The 11,919-nt window shown below is 67.5% G+C and carries 11 protein-coding genes; 7 read left to right on the top strand and 4 right to left on the bottom strand.

Features of this window, described 5'->3' with window-relative positions:
* Nucleotides 1-14 precede the first annotated feature (14 nt).
* A complete protein-coding gene (locus tag C265_RS22480; RefSeq protein ID WP_010812201.1) occupies nucleotides 15-1,157 on the bottom strand; it encodes a helix-turn-helix transcriptional regulator in 1,143 nt (380 codons plus the stop codon).
* A gap of 100 nt (nucleotides 1,158-1,257) precedes the next feature.
* The gene (locus C265_RS22475) at nucleotides 1,258-2,364 is read right to left on the bottom strand and encodes a helix-turn-helix transcriptional regulator (protein ID WP_010812200.1); all 1,107 of its coding nucleotides are present in this window, start codon (nucleotides 2,362-2,364) and stop codon (nucleotides 1,258-1,260) included.
* A 382-nt stretch (nucleotides 2,365-2,746) separates the two neighbouring features.
* On the opposite strand from C265_RS22475, the gene C265_RS22470 reads away from it, so the two are divergent.
* From C265_RS22470 to C265_RS22440, 7 genes are all read left to right on the top strand, one after another.
* Nucleotides 2,747-3,943 (top strand): phosphoglycerate kinase, encoded by a 1,197-nt coding sequence (locus C265_RS22470; protein WP_010812199.1) that lies wholly within the window; start codon nucleotides 2,747-2,749, stop codon nucleotides 3,941-3,943.
* Nucleotides 3,944-3,997: 54 nt separating this feature from the next.
* Entirely contained in the window at nucleotides 3,998-5,434 is a 1,437-nt protein-coding gene (gene pyk, locus C265_RS22465; protein ID WP_010812198.1) for a pyruvate kinase, read from the top strand.
* 50 nt (nucleotides 5,435-5,484) lie between these two features.
* Nucleotides 5,485-6,549, top strand: coding sequence for a class II fructose-bisphosphate aldolase (fba, locus tag C265_RS22460; protein WP_010812197.1), 1,065 nt, complete (start codon nucleotides 5,485-5,487; stop codon nucleotides 6,547-6,549).
* Nucleotides 6,550-6,653: 104 nt separating this feature from the next.
* Entirely contained in the window at nucleotides 6,654-7,562 is a 909-nt protein-coding gene (locus C265_RS22455; RefSeq protein WP_010812196.1) for a phosphoribosylaminoimidazolesuccinocarboxamide synthase, read from the top strand.
* Nucleotides 7,563-7,721: 159 nt separating this feature from the next.
* A complete protein-coding gene (gene purE, locus C265_RS22450; protein WP_010812195.1) occupies nucleotides 7,722-8,219 on the top strand; it encodes a 5-(carboxyamino)imidazole ribonucleotide mutase in 498 nt (165 codons plus the stop codon).
* A 42-nt stretch (nucleotides 8,220-8,261) separates the two neighbouring features.
* On the top strand, nucleotides 8,262-9,506 hold the full coding sequence (locus tag C265_RS22445) for a 5-(carboxyamino)imidazole ribonucleotide synthase (protein WP_010812194.1): 1,245 nt from the start codon (nucleotides 8,262-8,264) through the stop codon (nucleotides 9,504-9,506).
* A 22-nt stretch (nucleotides 9,507-9,528) separates the two neighbouring features.
* Complete coding sequence (locus C265_RS22440; protein ID WP_010812193.1) at nucleotides 9,529-10,518, top strand: L-threonylcarbamoyladenylate synthase; 990 nt, start codon at nucleotides 9,529-9,531, stop codon at nucleotides 10,516-10,518.
* A gap of 203 nt (nucleotides 10,519-10,721) precedes the next feature.
* On the opposite strand, the gene C265_RS22435 is transcribed toward C265_RS22440, so the two are convergent.
* Together C265_RS22435 and C265_RS22430 are read right to left on the bottom strand one after the other, a co-directional pair.
* A complete protein-coding gene (locus C265_RS22435) occupies nucleotides 10,722-11,048 on the bottom strand; it encodes an AzlD domain-containing protein (RefSeq protein ID WP_010812192.1) in 327 nt (108 codons plus the stop codon).
* Complete coding sequence (locus tag C265_RS22430) at nucleotides 11,045-11,872, bottom strand: AzlC family ABC transporter permease (RefSeq protein WP_037025076.1); 828 nt, start codon at nucleotides 11,870-11,872, stop codon at nucleotides 11,045-11,047. Before C265_RS22430 ends, C265_RS22435 begins: the two co-directional genes overlap by 4 nt.
* Nucleotides 11,873-11,919 lie beyond the last annotated feature (47 nt).

Genomic DNA, 11,919 nt, shown 5'->3' with positions numbered 1-11,919 from the left:
CGCGCTGGCCTCGGTCAGGTCCGTACCCCCAGCCGCGTGAGCAGGTGCGCCAGTTGCGCCTGCGTGCCCGTCCCGGTCTTGGTGAAGATTGCCTTGAGTTGCGTGCGTCCGGTCTCGCGCCGGATGCCGATCAGCTCGCACGCCTCGGGCAGGCCGATGCCCGATGACAGCTGCAAGGCCAGCCGGGTCTCGGCCGGCGTGAGGCCGTAGAGGTCGCGCAAGACCGCCGGCAGCGTCATCGGCGCGGTGCCGGGTTCGTGGATCGCCACCAGCACGCTGGGGCGCTGCCAGTCCATCGCCAGATGGTGTGCCGGCGGCAGCGGCAGCAGCACGACCTGGGCCTGGCGGCCGGCGCTGTCGGCCGCACGCAGCGCCTGCGCCGGCTGCGGGTTGGCGGGGTTGCATGCCGCCCGCAGCGCTTCGGCAAACGGGCGCGACAGCTGCCAGTCGGCTTCCTCGCGCACGGCTATGGCGGGCGGCGCCACGGCGCGGGTTTCGACCGACACCGCCGGCAGCAGCCGGCGCACCCAGGTCTCGCCAATGCTGTTGGCCAGCAGCGGCTTGCCGTCGTCGCGGAACACGATCACGCCGAACGGCAGCCGCTCCATCAGTTGCGCCGACGCATGCGCCAGTGTCGACACCTGGTGGGTGCGGTCGCGCAGCGCCATCGCATGGCGCATGTGCGGGATGGCCCAGTCAAGCGCGCGCGCGTCTTCGGGCGAATAGTGGTCGTGGCCCTGCGGACGCTGCAGCGACAGGAACACGTCGTAGTGCGGCTGGCGCTCGATCAGGCAGGCCATCACCGATGACTGTTCGAATTGCCGCAGGAACTCGCCGTAGAAGGGCGACTTGCGCATCGCCTGCGCGCCCAGCTCGCGTGAATCGATATACCAGTTGCCCACCGACATGCGCCTGGCGAACGGCAGGGCCGGGTCGATGGCTACGTAGTGTTCGCTGTAGGCGGCCACCGCCTCCGGCATGGGGTTGACCTCCTGGTTCACCAGCACGCGCTCGTTGACGGTGTCGAGCACCAGCAGATGGGCATGCGTGCTGCCGCTGGCCTGGCACAGCGCGCCCAGGCTGCGCTGCCAGGCATCGGCATCGAAGATCCCCTCGTACAGCGCGCGAATGGTGTCGTGCATCTGTGTGTCGCTCATGGCTTCCCTTCTTTTTACTTCTTTTATTTTTAGCACTTTCTTCGCGGGGCAACGGGCGGGCCGCGGGCGCGGCGCCGGCCCGCTGCCGGGCGCGTGGTGTTCAGGCCTCGTCCAGCGCCGCGCCCAGGCGCGAGAGCAGATGCGTCAGCTGGGCCTGGCTGTTGCAGCCGGTCTTGTGGAATATGGCCTTGAGCTGGGTGCGCGCGGTTTCGTGGCGGATGTTCAGCTGCTGGCTGGCTTCGGGCAGACCCTGTCCGGTGGCGAGCTGGGTGGTCAGCCGGGTCTCCGCCGGGGTCAGTCCGTACAGGTCGCGCAGCACCGGCGCCAGCAACAGCGGCGCGCTGTCCTGCTCATGCACGATCACCAGTGCCGCCGGTTCCTGCCATTGCGCGGCAAACGCGTGCGAGGGCGGCAGCGGCAGCACGATCACCTGCGCGCAGGCACCGTTGCCGTCGGTGGCGCGGGCGGCCTGCGCGGCGACCGCGCGCTGCGGGTCGCAGGCGGCCTGCACCATGTCGGCGAACGGGCGCGACAGGGTCCAGTCCGACACCTTGCCGGCCGGGTCCAGGCGCCGCGCCCAGCGCTCGCCGGCGCGGTTGCTCAGCAGCACCTGGCGCTGCGGCGAGAACACCAGCAGGGCAAAATTGAGCCGCTCCACCAGCTGCGTCGACAGCCGCGCCAGCACCGTCAGCCCCAGCGTGCGGTCGCGCATGGCCATGGCGCTGCGCATATGCGGGATGATCCAGTCCATGCCGCGGGTGTCGTCGGGCGAGAACAGCGGCTGCGTGCGCGCGCGCTGCATCGAGAAATAGACTTCGTAGTGGGGCTGGCGCTCGACCAGGCAGGCCACGTAGGAGCGCAGGTCGTAGCGGTGGAAGAAGTCGCGGTAGAACGGATGGCGGGCCATGGTGCCTTCGCCCAGTTCGCGCGCGTCGATATACCAGTCGCCCGGCCGAAGGCGCGGCGCGTACTGCTTGGCCGGATCGATGGCCTGGTAGTCCGATTCGTACTCGGAAAACAGTTCCACCACCGGATTGACGATCTCATTGACGGTGACCTGGTCGCGGACGGTGTCCCAGACCATCATCGAGGCATGTGCCGTGTCCGCCAGTTCCGTCAGGGTGCGCAGGCTCTGCTGCCAGGCACCGGGATCGAGAATGCCCTCGTACAAGCCACGGATCGCTCCGTGCATGTCGGCTTCTTTCATCTGACTCACCCCCTGCATTCGCGACAAGGAAATGCGCGGCGCCGGCGCTGCGTCTGATCGCACACCGGCTGCATTCTTTTTGGCTGCTTGTTATTTTGGCCGCCTGTTGTCATGGCCGTTTCAATACCGGCTCTGGCGCTTTTTGCGTGTCTGTTATAGCAGACGTTGCATACATTACCGCACTCGGGGGTCAAGAGGGGCATGGAGCTGACCCTTCTTTCGTGGGGAGGTATGTCACTAGCACCCTGTGGGGTTGTCCTGAATGTGCTGCAAGGGCCGCATGCTAAGTGCGTAACGGTCCGGAATCGGCAAAGCGTTGACCACGATCAGGTAAAATGCCCGTTTCCCCGAATTCCAGCGAAATCTCGCGCCATCCATCGCCATGACCTCTGTCCTGCGTCTTTCCGACCTGATTTCCCAAGGCAAAATCTCCGGCAAGCGGGTGTTTATCCGCGCCGACCTGAACGTGCCGCAGGATGACGCCGGCAACATCACCGAGGACACCCGCATCCGCGCCTCGGTGCCGGCCATCGAGGCATGCCTGGCTGGCGGCGCCGCGGTGATGGTCACCTCCCACCTGGGCCGCCCGACCGAGGGCGAGTTCAAGCCCGAGGACTCGCTGGCGCCGATCGCCACGCGCCTGTCCGAGCTGCTGGGCAAGCCGGTCAAGCTGGTGCAGAACTGGGTCGACGGCGTCGAGGTGGCGCCGGGCCAGGTGGTGCTGCTGGAAAACTGCCGCGTGAACAAGGGCGAAAAGAAGAACAGCGACGAACTGGCCCGGAAGATGGCCAAGCTGTGTGACGTCTACGTGAACGATGCCTTCGGCACCGCCCACCGTGCCGAAGCCACCACGCATGGCATCGCCAAGTACGCCCCGATCGCCTGCGCCGGCCCGCTGCTGGCCGCCGAGATCGACGCGCTGGGCAAGGCGCTGGGCCAGCCGGCGCGCCCGCTGGTGGCGATCGTGGCCGGGTCCAAGGTCTCGACCAAGCTGACCATCCTGAAGTCGCTGGCCGACAAGGTCGACAACCTGATCGTCGGCGGCGGCATCGCCAATACCTTCATGCTGGCCGCCGGCCTGAAGATCGGCAAGTCACTGGCCGAAGCCGACCTGGTCGGCGACGCCAAAATCATCATCGACATCATGGCCAGGCGGGGCGCCTCGGTGCCGATCCCGGTCGACGTGGTGTGCGCCAAGGAATTCAGCGCCACTGCCGCGGCCACCGTCAAGGACGTCAAGGACGTGGCCGACGACGACATGATCCTGGACATCGGCCCCAGGACCGCCGCGATGCTGGCCGAGCAGCTCAAGGCCGCCGGCACCATCGTCTGGAACGGCCCGGTGGGCGTGTTCGAATTCGACCAGTTCGGCAACGGCACCAAGGTGCTGGCCCAGGCCATCGCTGAATCGAAGGCGTTCTCGATCGCCGGCGGCGGCGACACGCTGGCCGCGATCGCCAAGTACGGCATTGCCGACCGCGTGGGCTATATCTCCACCGGCGGCGGCGCGTTCCTGGAATTCCTGGAAGGCAAGAAGCTGCCCGCATTCGAAGTGCTGGAGCAGCGCGCCGCAGGCTGACGCATCCGCCGGGCCCGGCGGTATTGCCGGGGCCCTGAACCAGGAATTCCGCGCATGACTCGTTCCACCAAGATCGTCGCCACCATCGGCCCCGCCTCCAGCTCGCTGGAAATCCTGACCCGCATGATCGCGGCGGGGGTCGACGTGGTGCGGCTGAATTTTTCGCACGGCACCGCCCAGGACCATCTCGACCGCGCCCGCCTGGTGCGCGAAGCCGCGCAGGCATGCGGGCGCGAGGTCGCCATCATGGCCGACCTGCAGGGCCCCAAGATCCGCGTCGGCAAGTTCGAGCACGGCAAGATCACGCTCAAGGTGGGCGATCCGTTCATCCTGGATTCGAGCTGCCAGCTCGGCAACGAGCAGCGCGCCGGCCTGGACTACCAGGACCTGCCGCGCGACGTCGGCCCGGGCGACCTGCTGCTGCTCAACGACGGCCTGATCGTGCTGGTGGTGGACCGTGTGTTCGGCAGCGAGATCTTCACCACCGTGCGCGTGGGCGGCGAGCTGTCCAACAACAAGGGCATCAACCGCCAGGGCGGCGGGCTGTCGGCGCCGGCGCTGACCGCCAAGGACATGGACGACATCAAGACCGCCATGGCCCTGGGCGCGGACTACGTCGCCGTCAGCTTCCCCAAGAATGCCACCGACATGGAAATGGCGCGCCAGCTGACCGCCGTGGCCGGCCAGCCGCACGGCCACAAGGCCCGCATGATCGCCAAGATCGAGCGTGCCGAGGCGATCCGCCCGGGCGTGCTGGAAGAGATCCTGCAGGCGTCCGACGGCATCATGGTGGCGCGCGGCGACCTGGCCGTGGAAGTGGGCAATGCCGCCGTGCCGGCGCTGCAGAAGCGCATGATCAAGCTGGCGCGCGAGGCCAACAAGCTGACCATCACCGCCACCCAGATGATGGAGAGCATGATCGTCAACCCGGTGCCCACGCGCGCCGAGGTCTCGGACGTGGCCAACGCCGTGCTGGACGGCACCGACGCGGTGATGCTGTCGGCTGAAACCGCCGCCGGCCGCTACCCCGTGGAGACGGTCGAGGCCATGGCCGCGGTCTGCATCGAAGCCGAGAAGTCCGAGGTGGTGCAGCTCGACACCGATTTCCTGAACCAGACCTTCTCGCGCATCGACCAGTCGGTGGCGATGGGTGCGCTGTTCACGGCCTATCATTTGCAGGTGAAGGCGATTGCCGCGCTGACCGATTCCGGCGCCACCGCATTGTGGATGAGCCGTCACCGCATCCATGTGCCGATCTATGCGATGACGCCCAACCTGGCCTCGCAGCGCAAGATGCAGCTGTACCGCAACGTGGTGCCGCTGCCGCTGCAGTCCAGCGCCGACCGCGACACCGCGCTCGAGCAGGCCGAAGAGCTGCTGCTGGCGCAGGGCGTGGTGCAGCGTGGCGATTTCATCGTGCTGACCATCGGCGAACCGATGGGGCAGCCGGGCGGTACCAACACCCTGAAGATTGTCAGGGTGGGGTATTGAGCGCCGACAGAAAAATACAGAGACACCCAATTTTTATTTAGGAGTTAGACATGCCACTCGTATCGATGCGCCAGCTGCTGGACCACGCGGCCGAGAACAGCTACGGCCTGCCGGCCTTCAACGTGAACAACCTCGAGCAAGTGCAGGCCATCATGCAGGCGGCCGACGAGGTCAACGCCCCGGTGATCATGCAAGCCTCGGCCGGCGCGCGCAAATACGCCGGTGAGCATTTCCTGCGCCACCTGATCGAAGCCGCGGTCGAAGCCTACCCGCACATCCCCGTGGTGATGCACCAGGACCACGGCCAGTCGCCGGCGATCTGCCAGGGCGCGATCGACCTGGGCTTCTCGTCGGTGATGATGGACGGCTCGCTGCGCGAAGACGGCAAGACCCCGGCCGAGTACGAGTACAACATCGACGTCACCCGCAAGGTGGTGCAGCTGGCCCACGCCGTCGGCGTGACCGTGGAAGGCGAACTGGGCTGCCTGGGCTCGCTGGAAACCGGTGAAGCCGGCGAAGAAGACGGCATCGGCGCCGTCGGCGTGCTGGACCACTCCATGCTGCTGACCGATCCGGAGCAGGCCGCCGACTTCGTCAAGGCCACCCAGCTGGACGCCCTGGCCATCGCCATCGGCACCTCGCACGGCGCCTACAAGTTCACGCGCAAGCCCACCGGCGACATCCTGGCGATCAGCCGCATCAAGGAAATCCACGCCCGCATCCCCAACACCCACCTGGTGATGCACGGCTCGTCGTCGGTGCCGCAGGAACTGCTGGAAGAGATCCGCAAGTTCGGCGGCGACATGAAGGAAACCTACGGCGTGCCGGTCGAGGAAATCCAGGAAGCGATCAAGTACGGCGTGCGCAAGATCAACATCGACACCGACATCCGCCTGGCCATGACCGGCGCGATCCGCCGCTTCTTCGCCGAGAACCCGAGCAAGTTCGACCCGCGCGAATACCTGAAGCCGGCCCGCGAAGCCGCCAAGCAGGTGTGCAAGGCGCGCTACATCGCCTTCGGCTGCGAAGGCCAGGCCGGCAAGATCAAGCCGATCGGCCTGACCGATATCGCGCAGCAGTACAAGGCGGGCAAGCTGTCGCAGGTCGTGCAGTAAATGTCCCTAGTCCGCCTTCCGCGCTAGGGGAAGGCGGATTGCAGTTCCGGCCGCCGCGGCACGCATCCAGCGCCCGGCGGCTTCGCCGTTTTATCGGAACCATCATGTCCAACGCTCTCTACCAGTCCTCCATCAACTCGCTGCCGCTGCTGGGCCACGGCAAAGTGCGCGACAACTATGCCGTCGGCAATGACAAGCTGCTGATCGTCACCACCGACCGCCTGTCGGCGTTCGACGTCATCATGGGCGAGCCGATCCCCGACAAGGGCCGCGTGCTGAACCAGATGGCGAACTTCTGGTTCCGCAAGCTCGCGCACATCGTGCCGAACCACGAGACCGGCATCGCGCCCGAGACCGTGGTCGCGCCGGAGGAAGTGGAGCAGGTCAAGGGCCGCGCCGTGGTGGTCAAGCGCCTGCGGCCGATCCTGGTCGAAGCCGTGGTGCGCGGCTATCTCGCCGGCAGCGGCTGGAAGGACTACCAGGCCACCGGCAAGGTGTGCGGGATCGAGCTGCCCGCCGGCCTGCAGAACGCGCAGAAGCTGCCCGAGCCGATCTTCACCCCGGCCGCCAAGGCCGAGATGGGCGAGCACGACGAGAACATCTCGTTCGCCGAAGTCGAGGCCCGCATCGGCATCGCGCTGGCGCGCCAGATGCGCGATATCTCGATCCGCCTGTACAAGGAAGCGGCCGAGTTTGCGGCCACGCGCGGCATCATCATCGCCGATACCAAGTTCGAGTTCGGCCTGGACGACAATGGCGTGCTGACGCTGATGGACGAGGTCCTGACCGCCGATTCGTCGCGCTTCTGGCCGGCCGATTCCTACCAGGTGGGCACCAACCCGCCGTCGTTCGACAAGCAGTTCGTGCGCGACTGGCTGGAAGCCGTGCGCATCGACGGCAAGCCCTGGCCCAAGACCGCGCCGGCGCCGCAACTGCCGGACGAGGTGATCGAAAAGACCGCCGCCAAGTACCGTGAAGCGCTGACGCGTCTGACGGGCGAAGAACTGCAGTAAGTTATCAATTTCCCGACGGTGTTCTCCCTCTCCCCTCAGCGGGAGAGGGCCGGGGAGAGGGGTGGTTTAGCAAGGCGCCACGCGTCGGGAAACGCCAGCCCTCTCCCCCGGCCCCTCTCCCGCAAGCGGGAGAGGGGAGCAAACAATCAAGGATCTGAAGTGAGCAAGCAAGACAAGCCGCTGGTCGGCGTGGTGATGGGCAGCAGTTCCGACTGGGACGTGATGCAGCACGCAGTGGCCATGCTGAAGGATTTCGGCGTGCCGTTCGAAGCCCAGGTGGTGTCCGCGCACCGCATGGCGGACGACATGTTCCGCTATGCCGAGAGCGCGCGCAGCCGCGGCATCCGCGCCATCATCGCCGGTGCCGGCGGCGCCGCGCACCTGCCCGGCATGATCGCCGCCAAGACCATCGTGCCGGTGTTCGGCGTGCCGGTGCCGTCCAAGTACCTGCGCGGCGAGGATTCGCTGCTGTCGATCGTGCAGATGCCCAAGGGCGTGCCGGTGGCCACCTTCGCCATCGGCGAGGCCGGTGCCGCCAATGCCGCGCTGCACGCGATCGCCACGCTGGCCACCACCGACGAGGCGCTGGCCGGCGCGCTGGAAGCATTCCGCGCGAAGCAGACCGAAGCCGCGCGCGCGATGACTTTGCCACTGTAATGCTGCCGCTGTAATCATCCGGACATCCCACGGAACCTAGCAATGCCCACCGATATCCATCCCTATCTCTCCGAAGCCCACACGCCGGAATCGCGCGCCGAGTTCGGCGTCGACCGTCCCGACGCGCCCATCCTGCCTGGTGCGTGGCTCGGCATGCTGGGTGGCGGCCAGCTCGGCCGCATGTTCACGCATGCGGCGCAGGCGATGGGCTATCGCGTATGCGTGCTCGATCCGGACCAGGACAGCCCGGCCGGTTCGGTGGCGGACAAGCATATCTGTGCGCAATACACCGACGAGGCCGCGCTGGCCGAGATGGGCAAGCTGTGCCAGGCGGTAAGCACCGAGTTCGAGAACGTGCCGTCGCTGTCGCTGGACCGGCTCGAGCAGCTGGGCGCCTTTGTCGCGCCGCGCGGCTACTGCGTGTCGATCGCGCAGAACCGCATCGGCGAGAAGAAGTTCTTTGCCGCGTGCGCCGAGCGCACCGGCGTGTCGCCGGCCCCGCACTGGGTGATCCAGCACGATGCCGATGTCGACCAGCTGCCCGACCACGTGCTGCCCGGCATCCTCAAGACCGCGCGCATGGGCTACGACGGCAAGGGCCAGGCGCGCGTGAAGACGCGCGACGACGTGCGCGCCGCCTGGAACGCCATGCAGCATGTGCCGTGCGTGCTGGAGCAGATGCTGCCGCTGGCTTATGAGGTCTCGGTGCTGGCCGCGCGTGCCGCGGACGGCTCCACCGCCACCTGGCCGCTGGCCGAGAACGTGCACCGCGACGGCATCCTGTTCTCGACGGTGATGCCGTCGACCAGCGTGTCGCCCGAGATCGCCGACCGCGCGCGTGCCGCAGCGGCTGCCATCGCCACGGAGATGGGCTACGTCGGCGTGCTGTGCATCGAGTTCTTCGTGCTGACCGACGGCTCGCTGGTCGCCAACGAGATGGCGCCGCGCCCGCACAACTCCGGCCATATCACCATGGATGCGTGCGAGACCAGCCAGTTCGAACAGCAGGTGCGCGCCATGGCGCGGCTGCCGCTGGGCAGCACGCGCCAGCACTCGGCCGGCAAGATGCTGAATCTGCTGGGCGACGTGTGGTTCGAGTTCGGCCTGGAGCGTACGCCTTCCTGGGACGAGGTGGTGGCGCAACCCGGCGCCAAGCTGCACCTGTACGGCAAGGGCGATGCGCGCCCGTCGCGCAAGATGGGCCACGTCAACTGCGTGGGCGAGCATGCCGAAGCGGCCGCCGCCGCCTTTGCCGCCGCCGCGCAGGCGCTGCATATCCCGCTCTGAAGCCATAGCTCCAAGGAACACGATGTCGCCGCGCATGCCCACGGCCGCTGAACTGGACGAAGCCGTCCGCCTGCTCGAGGCCGGGCAACTGGTCGCCTTTCCCACCGAAACCGTCTACGGACTCGGTGCGGATGCCGAGAACCCCGAGGCGGTCGCCCGCATCTTCGCGCTCAAGGGCCGGCCGTCGAACCATCCGGTGATCGTCCACGTGGTGGACGGCGCCGATATCGGCTACTGGACCGACGAGGTCCCCGAGGCAGCGCAGCAACTGATCGACGCGTTCTGGCCCGGCCCGCTGACGCTGATCCTGAAGCGCGCCGCGCATATCCATCCGGCCGTCGCCGGCGGCCAGGACAGCATTGGCGTGCGTTGCCCCTCGCACCCCGTGGCGCAGGCGCTGCTGGCGCGCTTCAAGCGCGGCCGCGGCGGCATTGCCGCGCCGTCGGCCAACAAGTTCGGCCAGGTCAGCCCGACCACCGCGCAGCATGTGCGCGATGAATTCGGCGATGCGGTCTATGTGCTGGAAGGCGATGGCGTGGAGGTCGGTATCGAATCGACCATCGTCGACCTGTCGCGGCTGGACCAGGGCATCGGCCCGGTGCTGCTGCGGCCGGGGGCGATCACCGCGGCGATGATGGCGCAGGTACTGGGCGCGGCCCCGCTGCCGCCCGACGCGGCCGCGCCGCGGGCTTCAGGCACGCTCAAGGCTCACTACGCGCCGCACACACCGCTGCTGCTGGCCGATGCGCAAGCAGCTTCGGCGCAACTGGCCTCGCTGCCGGACGATGCCCGCGTGGCGTGGGTCGGCCGGGCGCCGCTGGTGGACCAGCGCTGTACCTGGGTGCAGGCGCCTGCGGATGCGGCGGCCTATGCGCGCGAGCTTTACCGCTTGCTGCGCAAGCTCGACAAGCAGGGCTATACGCAGCTGATGTTCGAGGTGTTGCCTGAAGGGCAGGATTGGGCGGGGGTGCGGGATCGGCTGGAGCGGGCGGCGGCGGCGTTTGGGGGATAGGGGGCGGTGGCTTGCCTGGGGGCTTTACTTCGTTGAAGCTCCGGCCCTCTCCCCAACCCTCTCCCGCAAGCGGGAGAGGGAGCACACAGGCGGTGGTTCTTGACTCATGCGGTGCAAATAACCTGCCGGTTTGCTCCCCTCTCCCGCGTGCGGGAGAGGAGCCAGGGAGAGGGCCGGCGTGTGCCAAGCACGATGCCGCCAATTCAGCCGCCCAGCAGCCTCAGCGCCGTATACACCGCCATCCCCACCCCGATCATCCCCACCATCTTCCGCGTCAGCAGGTAGAACAGCGTGGCCGCAATCCCCGCCATCAGCTTGTCGTTGGAGAACGCCACCGTGAAATGCCCCTGCCAGGTCATCAGGTCCGGCAGGATGATCGCCGCCAGCGCCGCGGCCGGTGCATAGCGCAGCGCCCGCGCGATGCGGTCGGGCACGGTGACATGCTCGCCGGCCATCAGGAACAGCGCGCGCGTGACGATGGTGACGACCGCCATGCCAAGGATGGCAATCCAGATTTCAAGATGGCTCATGCGCGGTCTCCCGGCGGCGTTTCCGGCGCGGCGGCGTTGGTGACCTCGGGGGCCTTGGGCTTGCGCCGGCGGATGCCGCGCAGTGCCGCGCGCGCGGCCAGGTCGTCGCTGGCCATGCCGGCGGCAATCGCGCCCACCACTGCCACCACCAGGCTGAGACGGTACGGCAAATCGAAGCAAAGCAGCGCCAGCACCGCCGACACCACCACTGCCAGCAGCGTCGAGCGCGAGTTGATGGTGGCGATCATCACCGGGATCAGCGCCATGGTGCCGGCCAGCCCCAGGCCCCAGCTGTCGGGGAACAGACTGGCCAGCACGATGCCCATGATCGACGACAGCTGCCACATGCAGAAGTTGGTCAGCGCCATGCCCCAGAAGTAGCCTTCCTTGCCGGGCTCGTAGCCGGGCGTGCTGTACTTCTGCAGGAAGTAGACGAAGTGCAGGTCGCCGTTGAACGAGCCCAGGATGGTGCGCCGCCATAGCGGCATGTAGCTGAAGTGCGGCTGCATGCCGGCGCTGAAGATCACAAAGCGCAGGTTGACCACGGCCGCAGTCAGCCAGATGGTCCACAGCGGCAGGCCCGCGGCGAACAGCGGCAGCACGGCCAGCTGCGCCGAGCCGGCATAGACCAGCAGCGACATGCCGATGGCTTCGGGCACGGTCATTACGGATTTGCTCATCGCCACGCCGGTCACCAGGCCCCAGGAGAAGACCGCGGGCAGGGACGGGGCAAAGTAGCGCGCGCCGTCGATAAAGCCGGCGCGTTCGGCGGGTGCGAAGCGATGCCAGAGGCGCAACCACACCGGGGGCTGTCGGGAAGTCATGTCAGAGGGCGAGGGGGCAATGCAGGCCCGGGGCCGAGGGCCGGCCC

Source organism: Cupriavidus sp. GA3-3 (assembly GCF_000389805.1).
In the GTDB taxonomy this organism is placed as follows: Bacteria; Pseudomonadota; Gammaproteobacteria; order Burkholderiales; family Burkholderiaceae; genus Cupriavidus; species Cupriavidus necator_D.
Note: the sequence above shows the minus strand (reverse complement) of the source record. Positions and strands in the feature narration are given on the sequence as shown.